This window comes from Campylobacter sp. 7477a, assembly GCF_014892335.1.
GTDB lineage: Bacteria > Campylobacterota > Campylobacteria > Campylobacterales > Campylobacteraceae > Campylobacter_A > Campylobacter_A californiensis.
The window spans coordinates 23,245-37,434 of the sequence record NZ_JADBJH010000006.1; the positions used below are offsets into that span (position 1 = coordinate 23,245).

Genomic DNA, 14,190 nt, shown 5'->3' on the forward strand with positions numbered 1-14,190 from the left:
CTATTTTCCTTTCCTTCTTGAAATTATAAGCTTATCGCTTGCTTTTTTGCGGCGAGTTTTAGCACCCTTAGTCGGTTTACCCCATGGAGTAACCGGATGACGACCAGAGTTTTTCTTACCTTCACCACCACCGTGTGGGTGATCTACCGGGTTCATCGCAGAACCACGAGTTTGTGGGCGGATACCGCGGTGGCGATTACGTCCTGCTTTACCTATAGTAACATTTGCCCAATCTTCGTTGCCGACAACACCTACAGTAGCCATACACTCAGCAAGAACTTGTCTCATTTCACCGCTTGGCATTCTTAGGATAACGTATTTTTCTTCTTTACCCATAAGTTGTGCATAACCACCAGCTGAACGAGCGATTTGAGCACCTTTGCCAGGTTTTAACTCGATATTGTGAACGATAGTACCAACAGGGATAAAGCGTAATTTCATAGCGTTACCCGGTTTTATATCAAGTGATCCTTCGTCGATTGAGGCTACAACATCGCCTACGTTTAAGCCACTAGGTCTGATGATATATCTCTTCTCGCCGTCTTTGTATGATATAAGTGCGATACGGCAGTTTCTGTTTGGATCGTATTCGATCGCTTCAACTTTACCTTCGATACCGAATTTGCGGCGTTTGAAGTCGATGATACGATATAATTTCTTAGCACCTGCCTCTTTATGGCGAGATGTTATACGACCATTATTATTTCTACCACCAGTTGCAGGAAGTTTGATAAGAAGACTTCTAACACTTGGTTTAGCCGTAATGTCTTCTGAACTTAGTCCAGTGATATATCTACGGCTTGGAGTATATGGTTTATATGATTTTATAGCCATTTTATGCCTCCGTATTTTCTAGGCTTACGCCTTCCGGTAATTTGACATAAAATTTCTTGAAATCGTCTCTTACGCCAACTCTACCTCTAAAACGCTTAACTTTGCCGTCCATTCTAAGTGAATTTATGCGAAGTGGCGTTACACCGAAATACTCTTTTAAAACCTCTTTTAAGCCGTTTTTAGTAACCTTTGGTGAAGTTTGGATAACTACAACGCCTTGTTCTTGAAGGCCAAGAGTTTTTTCTGTATAAATAATTGTTTTGATATCAGTTATATCTGCCATTTTAGCCCTCTTTTGTTATAGTTTGTAGTGCTGCTTTTTCGATAATAACTGCACTATATGTTGCTACCAAATAAGCATTTACTTCACTTGCATCAACAACATAGCAATTTGCTAGGTTTCTAAAAGCTAAAAGTGTTTTATCGTCAAGTAGATCTTTAACTACTAAAACATCTCTTACGTTTAGAGCTTTGATAACTTTTGCAGCATCTTTAGTTTTTCCGCTTTCGATAGCGATGCTATCAACAGCAAAAAGCTTATTAGCTGCTGCTTTTTCATTTAGAGCAAATTCAAGAGCAAGTCTTTTTTGCTTCTTGTTTACTTTTTGGAAATAGTTTTTATTATTTGTAGGACCAAAAGCTACTGCACCGCCAACCCATACGTTTGTTCTAGTTGAACCGGCACGTGCACCACCACGACCTTTTTGTCTCCATGGCTTCTTGCCGCCACCGCTTACAAATGCACGACTTTTAGTGTGAGCCGTGTTTGCTCTCATGCTAGCTAGGTAAGATTTTACATAAAGATAAAGATTGTGCGGATTTACTTCTGCAAATTCTGCAGGAAGCGCAAGTTCGCCTGACTTTTCAAATTTCTCGTTTAATACTAAAACTTTACTCATTTTACAATCCTTATTCTACCCATTGCACCGTTATGTCCCGGAACGCAACCTTTTACAACAACGATACCGTTGTCTGCGTCAAAACTTACTAATTCATTTTTAACGGTTACTTTCTCATTTCCCATGTGTCCAGCCATTTTCATACCAGGTTGAACACGTCCAGGCCATTCGCAGTTACCGATAGAACCGTGACGTCTATGGAAGCGTGAGCCGTGAGATTTAGGACCGCCTGCGAATCCGTGTCTTTTAACAACGCCTTGATATCCTCTACCTTTTGAGTTAAAGCTAACTTTTAAAACTTTAGCTTCTGTTAAAGGTGTAACATCAAGATTTCCAGCCTCTGTATTTACTACAGTCAAAGTTGCAAATTTGTTAAATTCGGGAGTTAGATTGTATTTTTTTTGCTGACCAGCTATGGCTTTATTAGCTGCTTTAGTGTCTGCATAAGCAACGATAGCACGTTTATTAGCATCAACTTCGCATACCTTAGCTTCAACAAGTCTTAGTAGTGTAACCGGTGTGCTTTGAGCAGATACCGTTCTACTCATGCCTATTTTTTCTACGATATATTCCATACTCTTTTCCTTTTATCCGCTTACTTCATAGCACGAACTTCGACATTTACTTCTGGAGCAAGGTCGAGTTTGGTTAGGCTATCTACGGTCTCTGGAGTAGCTGCTACAATGTCAAGCATTCTAGCGTGTATTCTCATTTCAAACTGCTCACGTGAGTCTTTATTTACGTGTGGAGAGCGTAAAACTGTGTAGCGTTTGATCTTCGTAGGCATTGGCACCGGACCACGAACATCGGCACCGGTTCTTTTGACAGCTTCTACAATTGCTGCAACTGTGCGGTCTAGAACTCTATGGTCATAAGCTTTTAGCTTAAGCCTGATTCTTTCCATGTTTTTTCCTTTAAAAAGAACTTGTCGCAAACTCGCGACCTCTTTACATAATCAAAACTTGCATAGGATTTTCTACTTTGCTACTCTCGTAACTTTTCAAGAAGCATTGAAATTTCAATGGCTTTAATCATACAAGCAGACCTAAGTCTTTCGTAAAGAGATCGCGATTTTACTAAAAAAAATCTAAATTTGCAAGTAAATGGGTAAATTTGAGTTAAATTTAGTAAATTTATTTCCTTTTAAAAAGGAAAGTATATAATTTGCAAAAGGATAAAATTTGAAAGATTTGGATTTTTTTTATCATTTGCCGTTAAAAAGCATAAAATTCATCGCCAGAAAGGAGTTTATCTCCAGTGCGAAAACACTTATTTTAGGATATCCCGGAAGCGGCAAAACAAGCCTTATACTTGACGCACTAGATGAGTATAAACAAGAGGAAAAGCTTTACATAAATTTAAAGGATTTACGCATTAATGCCGATACAATCCTTGCAAATTTGATAGAATTTTTAAAAGAAAACCAATCCATAAAAATACTTGCGATTGACAATGCGACAACGCAAGATCAAATGCAAAAATTATCTCAAATTTCAGAACTTGAAAAGATCATAATATCAACAAACAACAAAACTCTAACCATACCAAATTTTAGAGTTCTTCACCTTGAGTATCTCGACTACGAAGAATTTATGCTGTTTTTTAGAAAAAACATTTCACCAGAGGCTTTTTTTAGCCATTTTTTAGCTCATGGAACATCTGTGGCAAACACCATGGTAGAGCCGAGCGAAACAGCGCAAATCACACAAAACAAACTAAGAGCGGAGCTTAGTCAAACAAATTTACAGATCATAAAAGAATGTGCAAAAAAATGTGCCGAAACCATAAGCGCACATGAAATTTATAAAATTTTAAAAGAACGGATAAAGATCTCAAAAGACAGCGTTTATGCCGGACTTATCGAGCTTGAAAATAACGGCTTTATAAAATTTTTGAGCAAATTTAACGAGCCAAATGCGGCAAAAAAGCTATTTTTTAACGATTTTTCCGTAAGAAATGCTCTAAATTTAAAAAAAGACTTTAATGCAAATTTCTCAAATATTGTCTTTTGTGAGCTTTCAAAATTTAAAGATGAAATTTTTTATACGAATGAGTTTGATTTTTTCCTTACTAGAAGGAAACTCGCTATAATATGCGTTCCATTTACGGATAGCGAAATAGTGTTTTTAAAATTTAAAAAACTTCATGCGACGCTAAAACGCATGAATATAACTAGACTGCAAGTTATCAGCGTAGCAAACGCCGGTAAAATAACCATAGAGGGTATAAAATGCGAAATTTTGCCGTTTTCACGCTGGGCTTTGGGTATATAAGGAGAATTTATGAGAGCGATTTTTATGGTTTTGTTGTGTGTTTGCGCACTATTTTCTTATGAAATAAGACATGAAAACGAGGGTAAAATTTACAAATTTACAGGTGATGCAAATGGAGAAAAGTTTGAATTTTACATAACAAATCTTAGCGCCGAATTTGAGAATTTTAACTCCAAAGATGCTCTAAAAATTCCTCCAAAAATGCAAGGTCATCTATTTTTTAAGGGCTCTAAATTTGAATTTAGCAAAGGCGAGATAGTATATGATAACGGCAAAATACTCCAAATAAACGCACTTTCAGAGTGGCTAAATTTAAGCATAAAAAGAGAGCAAGGTGATAAATTTGAAGGCAAGTTAGCCATAAAAGGCAAGGCGATGAAAGCTACGGCAAAGAAAGTTTTTACATATGAAACCTTGGTGCTAGCGTCACAAACCATAGATTCAAATAAAACAAGAACGGAGGTTTTATCAAGTGATTATTTTGGTTCTAAATTTAAACAAAAATACAAAAACACACTCTCATCAAGGCTCGACGAACTAAGATCACAAAACAAAAACGCAATATCTTCTGTAAATTTAGAGTATCAAAACGACAAAATCAGAAGCTCGGTCACGCTAAAAAACGATAGTAAATTTTGCTCTACCGTGAAGATAAAAGATCAAAAAAAGCTAAAGCTAAAGGATGTTTTTAAAAGTAATGATCAGAATTTAACAAGTGAAAATTTCATGATTTCTCCACTTGGAATCTCATTTTGTGATGAAGAAAAAACTATATCCATAGAAGAGATAAAACCCTATCTTAAAGAAAATTTCGGACTTTTAGATGAATAAAATTTGCGGGATTGACGAAGCGGGACGGGGAGCGCTTGCAGGATGTATGGCGGTTGCCGCTTGCGTGCTAAAATGCGAGATAAAAGGACTAAATGATTCAAAACAACTAACCGAGAAAAAACGTGAAGAGTTATTTGAGCAAATCGTGGCAAATTCAAATTTCTTAATCACCTACTTTTCAAACAAACAGATCGACACTTTGGGTCTTAGTGAGTGTTTGCGCCGTGCTTTAAATTTATTTAAACTACATTTTAGCGAGTATGAAATTTTATACGACGGCAACGCAAACTACGGCACCGGCATAAAAACGATGATAAAAGCCGACGGTAAAATCCCAGAAGTAAGTGCAGCAAGTATCTTGGCAAAAGTTAGCAGGGATAGACTAATGAGAGCTTGGGATAAAATTTACCCCTCATACGGATACGCTCTACATAAAGGATATGGAACAAAAGCGCACATTAATGCGATACAAAATTTAGGAGAAAACGAACTTTTGCGAAAAAGTTTTACACTTAAAAAGGTCGAAAATTCGCTATTTGAAGATACCAGCCTTTATTGAAACAAAATTTTATAAGGTGCCTATTTAATTAAGCTCTTTAACCATAAAGTTATGCTAACATATCAGATTAAAATTTAAGGAACACCTTGTTAAGAAATGTATCTTCAATGGGGAAATTTGCCTTTTCCTCGATAATCATCACCGCATTTGTCATTATGGCGATGCTTGAATGTTTTAACCTGGCTCATATTTATTCAAATTATCAAAATAATATATCAAATTTAAAAGAATTTTTTATACTACAAGAGAAAGAATCAATCCGCAAAGAGGTATATGAAACAACAAGTAAAATACAAAGCGACTACGACAGGCAGTATAAAAATTTTATAGACGCGATCAAACATAAAACCCTAAACGCGCTAAATGCAGCTAGAGAATTTCATAAAATTTCATCAAGCAGAGACGAATTTATAAAAAAAATGAGAGAGGATGTGACCAGCGAAGACGAAGGGTATTTTGTATATGACCTTAGTGCAACGCCTTTCATACAAAGCGAATTTCATTCGACAAAAAACGTCAGCACGGTCGTTTCAAATATCGTCTATAACCATATCGATATAACCACAACCACAAAAAAAGGACGTAACTTCATAAGCCACGCTATCGTCTATGAGCCGGCAGGCGTCGTCATAGGATATGCGAAAAATTTGGATGAATTTAATGAAAATTTCACAAATAAAACAAGAGACTACATCCGTTCGTTATCAAACGGAGATAGCTATATCTTCATCATCGATAGGAAAAACAACAAAATAGTTAGCGGCGACTCAGAAGAGATACAAGATAGTAGCTTTAGCTTATTTGACGAAAAACGCAGACAGACCCTATACAAAATAGGCAGCGCTACAAGAGGCGGTAACGAGGCATTTATAACCTACGAATGGCTAAAACAGGACAAAACAATAACTGAAAAAATATCTTTCATCAAAGATATAAATTTACTAGACTGGTCGATCGGCACAGGGATATACCTGGACGATATGCATAACTACTTAGATAAACAAAAAAATATCTTTTATAGCGACTTTGGCTCAAAACTTATACTGTTTACCTTTTATCTTTTGGTCGTTGTTGCCGTGCTTTATATGCTAGCAGTTAGCGCAAAAAAGAGAGTAGTAACGTCATTTACCACTTTTGCAGACTTTTTTAACAACCAAACCGACTTAAAACGCCTTGAAACGGACAAGATAAAATTTCAAGAACTAAAAGACATAGCAAGCAATATCAATAAAATTTTAGATGAAAAAGATGAGTTGCTTGATACGAAAAACCAAATACAACTTGCCTTAAATAAATACAAAAATTCACTCGAGACATCAAATATCGTCTTTAAATTTAACGAGAAAAACCTCATAACATTTGCAAACAGCGCATTTTGTGACTTGATCGGTTACGCAAAAAATGAACTCATCGGCAAACCGATTAGAAGTATCTTTATAAAAGAGAGAAACAACAGCAAGATAAAAGAGGTAAACGAAGCCGTCTTAAGAAAGAGTGAGTGGGAAGGCGTCCTAAAAGCACAAAAGAAAAACGGCGAGATATGCCATATCAAAGCAAATGTAGTGCCGATAGAAACTACAGACGCAAAAAGCAAGCTTAACTTTTTATGCATCTGCCAAGATCTTACGACGTTCATGGAGCATCAAGAACTTATGCGAACTGAGCTACAAGACCCGCTAACAAAACTGCCTACAAGGCAAATGCTTATTAACAAACTATCAAAGCAGCAAGGTCAGTTGTTTGTAGCAAATTTTGATATATTAAAATTTAGACAGATAAACGAATACTACGGTCTTGACATAGGAGATATGGTTTTAAATGAGGTCGCAAATATAGTTAGAAACCTAACAAAAGATCAAAATTTAGAGCTTTATAAACTAGAAAGTGACAACTTCGCCATAGTAGGAGATAAAAAGCACTGGGAAAACGATGACTTTTACAAATTCTGCGAAAAAGCCATAGAGTATTTTAAGACAAATTCCGTCATCGTAGAAAACAATAAATTTTATATCGATCTAGCCTTTGGTATATCTTCGGATATGCAGATCATGACATCAGCTATCGCAAAAGAACAAGCTAAAGATATGAACCAACAGATAGTAGTATTTGAGGATAAAAAGGACGAGCTAGCGCACAATGTCGTCCTAACTAGAGCCATACAAAAAGCCATAGAAGAAGACAAAATAGTGCTATATAAACAAGCAGTGATCGATAATAGCACAAATACCGTATCAAAATACGAATGTCTTGTTAGGATGGTAGACGACACAAATAACGTTGTTCTTCCGATAGACTTCCTTGCCGCTGCCAAAAAGTCAAATTTATACAAAGAGGTAACAAAGATCGTCATCGAAAAGGCATTTGCGTATTTTGCAAAAAATAACGAAAATTTCGGTATCAACCTAACGATAGATGACGTGATGGATGGTGAATGCCTATCGCAGATCAAAGATCAATTTAGAAAACATCCCGGCATAGGTGAGCGTTTAACTATAGAGCTTACAAAAAATAAAGAGATAAACGACTTTGATAAGATAAATTTATTTATCGACGAGGTTCGCAAATTTGGTTGTAAAGTCGCGATAGATAACTTCGGTACAGGATATACAAATTTCGAATATCTTCTAAAGATCAAAACAGACTTTATCAAGATCGATGGTTCTATCATAAAAAATATCGACCACGACGAGCACGCAAGAAAAATCGTCAAGCTAATGATAGAGCTTGCTAAAACACTTGGTATACAAACGGTTGCCAAATACGTGCACTCAAGCGATGTAAGCAAAATGGTAAATTCTATCGGTGTAGATGCCTCTCAAGGTTTTTACTTTGACATGCCAAAACCACTTGGAGCATAATGAAAACGTTAATTTTCCCCATACTAGCTATTATTTCATCAGCACTTGCCTGTTTTATGCCTGAAATTTTTGTAGGCTACAAAGGTCACATTATCACTCTTTTAGTTATTATCATGCTTGGCATGGGTATGACACTCACGTTTAATGACTTTAGAGATATATTTTATAAAAAGTCTGCCCTAGGCATCGGTATAACCCTTCAGTTTGTCGTAATGCCTATTGTCGCACTTGGCGTCTCCATGATGTTTGGACTAGAAAACGAGCTTATGGTTGGGATGATGCTAGTTGGCACTAGCGCAGGAGGCACAGCCTCAAATGTTATAACCTATATCGCAAAAGGAGACCTAGCCCTATCCGTAAGCATGACACTTTGCTCTACTCTGCTCTCTATCGTTTTGATGCCGTTTTTAACCTGGCTTTATATCGGGCAAAAAGTTCCTGTTCCTGCCATAGATATGTTAATAGATCTTATTAAAATAACACTTGTTCCACTAACGATAGGAATTTGTTTAAACACATTTGCCCACAAATTTATACAAAAAATTCAAAAAGTAATGCCTACTATTTCAATGGGCGCGATCATACTCATCATCGCGATAATTGTTGCGGCAAATAATGCAAATATCCAAAAAGTAGGACTTTTAGTAGTTTTAGCGGTCATGATACATAACTGCTCTGGGCTTTTGTTTGGCTACTTTGGAGCAAAAATTTGTGGTTTTAGCGAAAAGATAGCAAGAACGATCGCTATTGAAGTAGGTATGCAAAACTCAGGGCTTAGCGTAGCCCTTGCCATAAAATACTTTTCAGGGCTTAGCGCATTGCCAGGAGCTATATTTAGCATATGGCATAATATCTCGGGCGCTCTACTGGCTAGCTTTTGGGCTAGCAAAACTAACCCTAGCACAAAAGAGTAGCATTAAAGCTACCCTTTTGTAGTTTTACTTTTTGTCTTCTAGTTTGGCTAGGTGTCCTGCCAAAAACGAGCCAAATTCCTCTTGCGTGAGAACTCTTTTATCCCCAAGCAAAGCTTTACACTCTTTACCAAGCTCGCATAAAATTTTACGATTTACCTCGCTTTGTGATTTACCATTTTTAGCAAGTATGTTGTTTAACTCATAATCCTCTGAAAAATTTACCAACTCTGCGTCTTTTGCCATTTTAACTCCTTGTAAAGATATTTTAAAAGTATACGCCTTTTTGGTTAATGCATGGATAAATTTAAATCAAGCTACTCTCTGCCTGTTAGCAAAGGCACAAAAAGACACTCGTCAAAGATATGCTCACTTATATTTGCATCAGAGTCCTTTTTATACTGGACTATGTATTGTTTATCGGCTTTTTTTATAGGGGCCACTAAAATTCCACCGCTTTTAAGCTGGTTAAAGAGGGTTTGAGGCACTTCGTCGGTTGCTGCAGAAAGAAGAATTCTATCATATGGAGCATAGCTTTTCCAGCCGTTATTACCGTCGTCATATCTTACATGAACATTTCTGATCTTTAGCGTTTCAAAACGTTTTTTTGCCTGCATGGCTAGTTTTTCGATACGCTCTACACTAAAGACGCGGTGAGCAAGGTTTGAAAGTATAGCAGCTTGATAACCGCTTCCACAGCCTATCTCAAGCACATTATCGATATTTTCACACTCAAGTGCGCTTGTCATCTTTGCCACGGTTAGCGGTGAGCTTATCCATTGATTACCTGCGATAGGTTGGGCATTAAGTGAATACGCATGTGCGCCAACAGGAGAAAATATCTCCCTTGGGGTGTTACAAATAGCCCTATAAAGCTTTGGTGTAAGCATTATCTCATCAGCTATATCATCGGCTAAATTTTTACATTTTATCTCTTCTAATGCGTTCAATTTTCTCTTCCTAACTTTTACATAATTTCTAAATTTTGTTTTATTTGGGTGATTAAATTTCTGTCAAATTTTGTGCTTTTTTTGAATTCTCCATCCGGTAAAAAAACACCACTAAACTCAAGATCAAGCGAACTTGCAACTACGACATAGCAAATATTTACCATAGCTAATGCCTTGCAAAGTAACACAAAAGCTTCTTTCCTCTCTTTGCTGCCCCACATAGCCGAGACTAAGATGATCTCAGCACTCTTAAGCCTTTGCCAAAGATCTATAAATCTAAGCTCAAAGCAGATCAAAACTCCGACCTTAATACCTTTAAATTCAAAAATTTTTACCTCGCTCTCATCGGCAGCACTAAATTTTTCATGCTCCAAATTTGGACGAAAGAGTTTTGTTTTGGATTGAGTGTGAAAAACTTGCGTATCATTTAGGATAACAAATTCATTAAATATCCTTGCAGATACTTTTTCATGCTCTTTAGTGGTATCAGTCTTTTGTATGCTCTTTAGATGGGTAAAGGCTAAAAATTTATCTTCGCTTAAAGCGTCTTGCAGCTCCTCCATCAAGATAGAGTCAAAGCTACCTAACATCTGTGGTAGCATGGCGCTATTTGCTCCTGCAAAAAATCCGTCAAAATCATATCCGCTAACACAAAGCTCGCTTGCAAGCATTAGCGAATTTCTGGGGGCTTTTGAGATTTTATCCATCAACTCAAGCTTTCGTAATTGAACATTTGATGCACTAAGCGTTACCGGATATAAATTTAACTCCGTTAAATTTTGATCAGAAGTCATCAAAACTTAAGCTGCCCTTTGAGTAGTTTGTGACCTTGCTTTCAAAGAAATTTGACTTTTGATCGTTAAATTTAGCAAAGTCATCAACCCATTTTATCGGATGTTTGGCATTGTATTTGCGCTTTAAACCAATAGCAACCAAGCGTTGATCTACAAGATAATGGATGTATTCTTCGATGATATCGTCGGTAAGACCCATGATTTGATTTTGAGTGATATATCTACCCCATTTTATCTCTAAATTTCCGGCTTTTTCAAACATGTCATAAATTTTTGCTTCAACTTCAGCCGTAAAGAGGTCTGGGCGCTCGGTGCGAACACTGTTTATCATGTTTTGAAAAAGTAGTAAGTGAGTTATCTCATCTCTTTGGATAAAGCGTATCATTTGGGCTGAGCCTAGCATTTTACCGGCACGTGCAAGCGCATATATCGCCGTAAATCCGCTGTAAAAATAAATTCCCTCTAAAATTTGGTTTGCCACCATTGCAAGCAATAGCTTTTCATCCGTTACCTCGCCAGCTAACTCCTCATAAACGCTTGAGATATAGTCATTTTTCTCCCTTAAAACCTCGTCGTGCTTTTCCATCTCATAGATAAGGTCGGTATTATCACATATCGCCTCAACCATAACAGCATAAGACTTAGAGTGGTTTGCCTCTTCGTATGCTTGGCGAGCTAGACATGCGTTGATCTCAGGAGCAGTGATGTATGGGTTTATATTGTCGGCAAGGTTATTTGTTTGGAAACTATCCATGGAGATTAGTTGGCTCCAAACAAGGTCATACATGCGCTTTTCTGCCTGAGTTAGGTTGTAGGCGTAGTCGCGCACGTCATCAGTAGTATCTACTTCTTTTGGAAACCAGGTGTTTGCCTCCATTAAGTCCCAAAGCTTTAATGCCCATTGATACTTTGCCTTGGTGAAATTTAAGATCCCGTGCGGATTGCCGTTAAATACGCGACGATCTGTCAAGGTTTCATTTGAACTTGGATTATAAATTCGTTTTCTATTCATGTTTTACCTTTAGTTTTTAGGTGATTTTACCCAAAATAAGGTTAAATAAAGTTTGTGACACACACCAAGTTATCTATTTATACGTTTAAAAGTAAGCATAAACCCACTAATCGTCAAAATACAAAATAAAATACAAACAAGCGAAAATATAGCTCTTCCAACCTCGCCAAAAACATCTCCTTGATGAATGCTAAGCACAAATCGACTTACATCTCTTGGAGTTTTAAATTTGCTATCGTTTTTGTTTGGCTCGACTTTTATCTCCGAACTAAATTCCATCAGCTTTCCGTTCTTAGCCACCTTGAAAAATCTCTCATCACCCTTATCATGTCGCACACTATAAATACCGCCTTGCACAACCAGTGTAGTATCGCGTAAATTTGAGTCGTCATAAATTTCATCGATATATTTAAATTTTTCGCTATCTAGCGGATTAAAAGCTCTTTTATGATGCTTGTGGCTCATGCTTGCGGTTTGTAGTCCAAATGCTTTGTTTACGCCATTTTTGATAAATCCGTAAGACCAGTAAAGCCCTGTTAAAGCCATTATGAGCAAAAAAAGTGCACACCACACACCAAGCACACCATGCATCTTGTATAAAAACGCATATCCGCGACTTTTAAAGCTTATGCTCATTGCATTTTTGATACCGCGTCTTAGCAGCGGCATATAAAGCCAAATTCCACTTAATATCAACAGCACAAGGCTTACCGTGCTAATGGCAACTATATGTTTACCAGCAATTCTTGCTGTGTCATTTTGCATAAAAGAAAGGGCTAAATTTCTATGAAGCATAAGCATAAACTGCGCGACTTGCCTAGTCTTATCCTCTTTGATATCGCCCGTATAGGGGTTGATAAAAAGTGTTTGAAGGGAATTTGTGGTTTGAATTCTTGCTATTAATGCGTCATCTTTAAGGCTTGAGATTTGCATGCTGGCAAAGCCTATTTTTTCATATTTTTTGATAATGTTTTCTAAAATCTCACTTGGCTTTAGCCTTTTTTCATCCAGTGGCTCGACCTTTAAATTTGAGCTATTTACGACGCCAATTATCTCATTTTGATACTGGACAAATACTGCACTAAGCGTGATAATCAACAAGGGTAATGTAGCAAGAAATGACAAAAGTAGGTGAAGATTAAAGACAAATTTATTGCGCCTAAAAAGCATTATACTCCTTTTTGAAAAAGATATTTTATATCAAAAAGGAGTATTATACAATAATAAAAAATTATTTTAAATATTTTTTTTACAAACAGGAGCACTTTTAGTAAGGATATCATGTAAATTTAATCTATCCTTCCTAAAAAAACAAAGCAATAACCCAACCACACTAAAACCGGCGATAGCAAAACAAATATATCGCAAGATGGCATGAATAAAACCAACCTTGCGCCCAGTAGCTAAATTTATAAGGTAAATTCCTTGCGCCCTATAACCTGGGCTTTGGGCACTTATTGCAAAAAATAGCGATAAAAGCAGGCAAAAAGCGATGTTGCACATAAGTATGGCAATTTGCGAATTTTGAAAGTCGTTTTTGCCATCCATTATAAGATAGGTCGTTATATAAAGGATCGGCATGAAGATTATAAACATATCGATAACAAAGGCTTTAAAGCGCAGATACACAGGCGCTATCGTAGCCTTTGTTTTTGGCATTAATTACCCCTACTTCCGGGCTTTATCGCTTCGCTTCCGTTTTTGCAGAGTGGACAGTCGCTTGGCTCATAAATTTCAAATTCGAAATTTCCAAGCGCAAAAAGCGGCTTATTAAATGGCAGCTTACACTCAGGTTTTCTATCGCTGTTAATGTTTGCAAGTGAGCAAAAACCACGATTGGCAAGTGCGGCAAAACCAACTACAACACCGCCAAGCTCTTCGATTATCCTAGCGCTTTCAAGAGCCGAGCCTCCAGTAGTAATGATATCTTCACAGATTATAAATCTCTCGCCCTTTTTAACCTCAAAACCGCGTCTTAGACTCATAATCTTATTTACGCGCTCGGTAAATATAAATCTTTTTTTAGCAGCACGCGCTAGTTCGTAACCCGCCAAAACTCCGCCTAAAGCAGGAGAACAAACGCTATCAAATTCAACACCGCTTTTAACTATTACGCTTGCTAGCTCGTCAGATAATTTTCCGGCTAGTTCAGGGTTTTCAAGAACCTTTGCGCTTTGTAAATAAAACTGCGAGTGGTTGCCACTACTTAATAAAAAATGACCCTCCAAATACGCTCCGGCTTCGCGATAAATTTGCTCTAAATTCATTA

17 protein-coding genes are annotated in these 14,190 nt (G+C 37.1%); 5 read left to right on the top strand and 12 right to left on the bottom strand.

What is annotated here, in order from left to right:
* The 5 genes from rplB to rpsJ are packed head-to-tail and all read right to left on the bottom strand — an operon-like array spanning position 1 to position 2,637.
* On the bottom strand, positions 1 to 834 hold the full coding sequence (gene rplB / locus CCAL5182_RS03850; protein ID WP_169938270.1) for a 50S ribosomal protein L2: 834 nt from the start codon (positions 832 to 834) through the stop codon (positions 1 to 3).
* A gap of 1 nt (position 835) precedes the next feature.
* On the bottom strand, positions 836 to 1,117 hold the full coding sequence (locus CCAL5182_RS03855; RefSeq protein ID WP_169972375.1) for a 50S ribosomal protein L23: 282 nt from the start codon (positions 1,115 to 1,117) through the stop codon (positions 836 to 838).
* A gap of 1 nt (position 1,118) precedes the next feature.
* On the bottom strand, positions 1,119 to 1,733 hold the full coding sequence (rplD, locus tag CCAL5182_RS03860) for a 50S ribosomal protein L4 (protein ID WP_169938275.1): 615 nt from the start codon (positions 1,731 to 1,733) through the stop codon (positions 1,119 to 1,121).
* Entirely contained in the window at positions 1,730 to 2,308 is a 579-nt protein-coding gene (gene rplC, locus CCAL5182_RS03865) for a 50S ribosomal protein L3 (RefSeq protein WP_336610294.1), read from the bottom strand. The genes rplD and rplC overlap by 4 nt, the downstream gene beginning before the upstream one ends.
* A 20-nt stretch (positions 2,309 to 2,328) precedes the next feature.
* Positions 2,329 to 2,637, bottom strand: a complete 309-nt coding sequence (rpsJ, locus tag CCAL5182_RS03870; RefSeq protein WP_169938278.1) for a 30S ribosomal protein S10 — start codon at positions 2,635 to 2,637, stop codon at positions 2,329 to 2,331.
* Between the two features lie 277 nt (positions 2,638 to 2,914).
* On the opposite strand from rpsJ, the gene CCAL5182_RS03875 reads away from it, so the two are divergent.
* The 5 genes from CCAL5182_RS03875 to CCAL5182_RS03895 all read left to right on the top strand — a co-directional run bounded on the left by CCAL5182_RS03875 (position 2,915) and on the right by CCAL5182_RS03895 (position 9,168).
* On the top strand, positions 2,915 to 4,006 hold the full coding sequence (locus CCAL5182_RS03875; protein ID WP_336610295.1) for an ATP-binding protein: 1,092 nt from the start codon (positions 2,915 to 2,917) through the stop codon (positions 4,004 to 4,006).
* A 9-nt stretch (positions 4,007 to 4,015) separates the two neighbouring features.
* Positions 4,016 to 4,837 carry a hypothetical protein gene (locus CCAL5182_RS03880; protein WP_169938281.1) on the top strand — a complete coding sequence of 274 codons (822 nt, stop codon included), beginning with the start codon at positions 4,016 to 4,018 and terminating at the stop codon, positions 4,835 to 4,837.
* Entirely contained in the window at positions 4,830 to 5,396 is a 567-nt protein-coding gene (locus CCAL5182_RS03885; protein ID WP_169938284.1) for a ribonuclease HII, read from the top strand. The genes CCAL5182_RS03880 and CCAL5182_RS03885 overlap by 8 nt, the downstream gene beginning before the upstream one ends.
* A gap of 86 nt (positions 5,397 to 5,482) precedes the next feature.
* Positions 5,483 to 8,254, top strand: a complete 2,772-nt coding sequence (locus CCAL5182_RS03890) for an EAL domain-containing protein (RefSeq protein WP_336610296.1) — start codon at positions 5,483 to 5,485, stop codon at positions 8,252 to 8,254.
* On the top strand, positions 8,254 to 9,168 hold the full coding sequence (locus CCAL5182_RS03895) for a bile acid:sodium symporter family protein (RefSeq protein ID WP_336610297.1): 915 nt from the start codon (positions 8,254 to 8,256) through the stop codon (positions 9,166 to 9,168). Before CCAL5182_RS03890 ends, CCAL5182_RS03895 begins: the two co-directional genes overlap by 1 nt.
* A 24-nt stretch (positions 9,169 to 9,192) precedes the next feature.
* Here the strand turns inward: CCAL5182_RS03895 and CCAL5182_RS03900 are convergent, their stop codons facing one another.
* From CCAL5182_RS03900 to pyrE, 7 genes are all read right to left on the bottom strand, one after another.
* The gene (locus CCAL5182_RS03900) at positions 9,193 to 9,411 is read right to left on the bottom strand and encodes a hypothetical protein (RefSeq protein WP_169972378.1); all 219 of its coding nucleotides are present in this window, start codon (positions 9,409 to 9,411) and stop codon (positions 9,193 to 9,195) included.
* Between the two features lie 71 nt (positions 9,412 to 9,482).
* Positions 9,483 to 10,115: a protein-L-isoaspartate(D-aspartate) O-methyltransferase gene (locus CCAL5182_RS03905; RefSeq protein WP_169938292.1), complete on the bottom strand. Its 633-nt coding sequence runs from the start codon at positions 10,113 to 10,115 to the stop codon at positions 9,483 to 9,485.
* A 17-nt stretch (positions 10,116 to 10,132) separates the two neighbouring features.
* Positions 10,133 to 10,909: a carbon-nitrogen hydrolase family protein gene (locus tag CCAL5182_RS03910; protein WP_336610342.1), complete on the bottom strand. Its 777-nt coding sequence runs from the start codon at positions 10,907 to 10,909 to the stop codon at positions 10,133 to 10,135.
* Entirely contained in the window at positions 10,899 to 11,921 is a 1,023-nt protein-coding gene (locus CCAL5182_RS03915; protein WP_169938296.1) for a ribonucleotide-diphosphate reductase subunit beta, read from the bottom strand. The genes CCAL5182_RS03910 and CCAL5182_RS03915 overlap by 11 nt, the downstream gene beginning before the upstream one ends.
* Positions 11,922 to 11,990: 69 nt before the next feature.
* Positions 11,991 to 13,091, bottom strand: a complete 1,101-nt coding sequence (locus CCAL5182_RS03920) for a PepSY-associated TM helix domain-containing protein (RefSeq protein ID WP_336610298.1) — start codon at positions 13,089 to 13,091, stop codon at positions 11,991 to 11,993.
* Between the two features lie 66 nt (positions 13,092 to 13,157).
* A complete protein-coding gene (locus CCAL5182_RS03925) occupies positions 13,158 to 13,580 on the bottom strand; it encodes an RDD family protein (protein ID WP_170000434.1) in 423 nt (140 codons plus the stop codon).
* Positions 13,580 to 14,188 carry an orotate phosphoribosyltransferase gene (gene pyrE, locus CCAL5182_RS03930; RefSeq protein ID WP_169938302.1) on the bottom strand — a complete coding sequence of 203 codons (609 nt, stop codon included), beginning with the start codon at positions 14,186 to 14,188 and terminating at the stop codon, positions 13,580 to 13,582. Before pyrE ends, CCAL5182_RS03925 begins: the two co-directional genes overlap by 1 nt.
* Positions 14,189 to 14,190 lie beyond the last annotated feature (2 nt).